The sequence below is a fragment of the Saccharothrix sp. ST-888 genome (genome assembly GCF_000955975.1).
In the GTDB taxonomy this organism is placed as follows: domain Bacteria; phylum Actinomycetota; class Actinomycetes; order Streptomycetales; family Streptomycetaceae; genus Kitasatospora.
Genome location: NZ_JYJF01001130.1, coordinates 1 through 245 on the forward strand (window position 1 = coordinate 1; position 245 = coordinate 245).

Below are 245 nucleotides of genomic sequence, written 5' to 3' on the forward strand. Positions count from 1 at the left end.
GCGGCCGTCGACGCCATCGCCTGGATGCTCAACACCGCCGACCGCGCCATCCTGGGCCAGCCCGCCTGCCGCGCCCGGCGGCCCTGGCACCAACAGCCGCGTCCCCACCGGCAACAGCCCGCACACCAATACGCGGGAACAAAAGAACCATCAGGTGCTTGGCCGATGTGGCCCGGAGACCACCATGCGACCACCAGCTGACCGGACATCAAAAAGGCCGCTCCCGCCAGAAGCGGAAACGGCCT

Annotated in this window: 1 protein-coding gene; it reads left to right on the forward strand. The window is 69.0% G+C overall.

Translation table 11 applies throughout. The features are described from left to right. Window positions 1-201: hypothetical protein (locus UK12_RS44225; RefSeq protein ID WP_231591535.1), on the forward strand; the 201-nt coding region annotated here is incomplete at its 5' end. Between the last annotated feature and the right edge of the window lie 44 nt (window positions 202-245).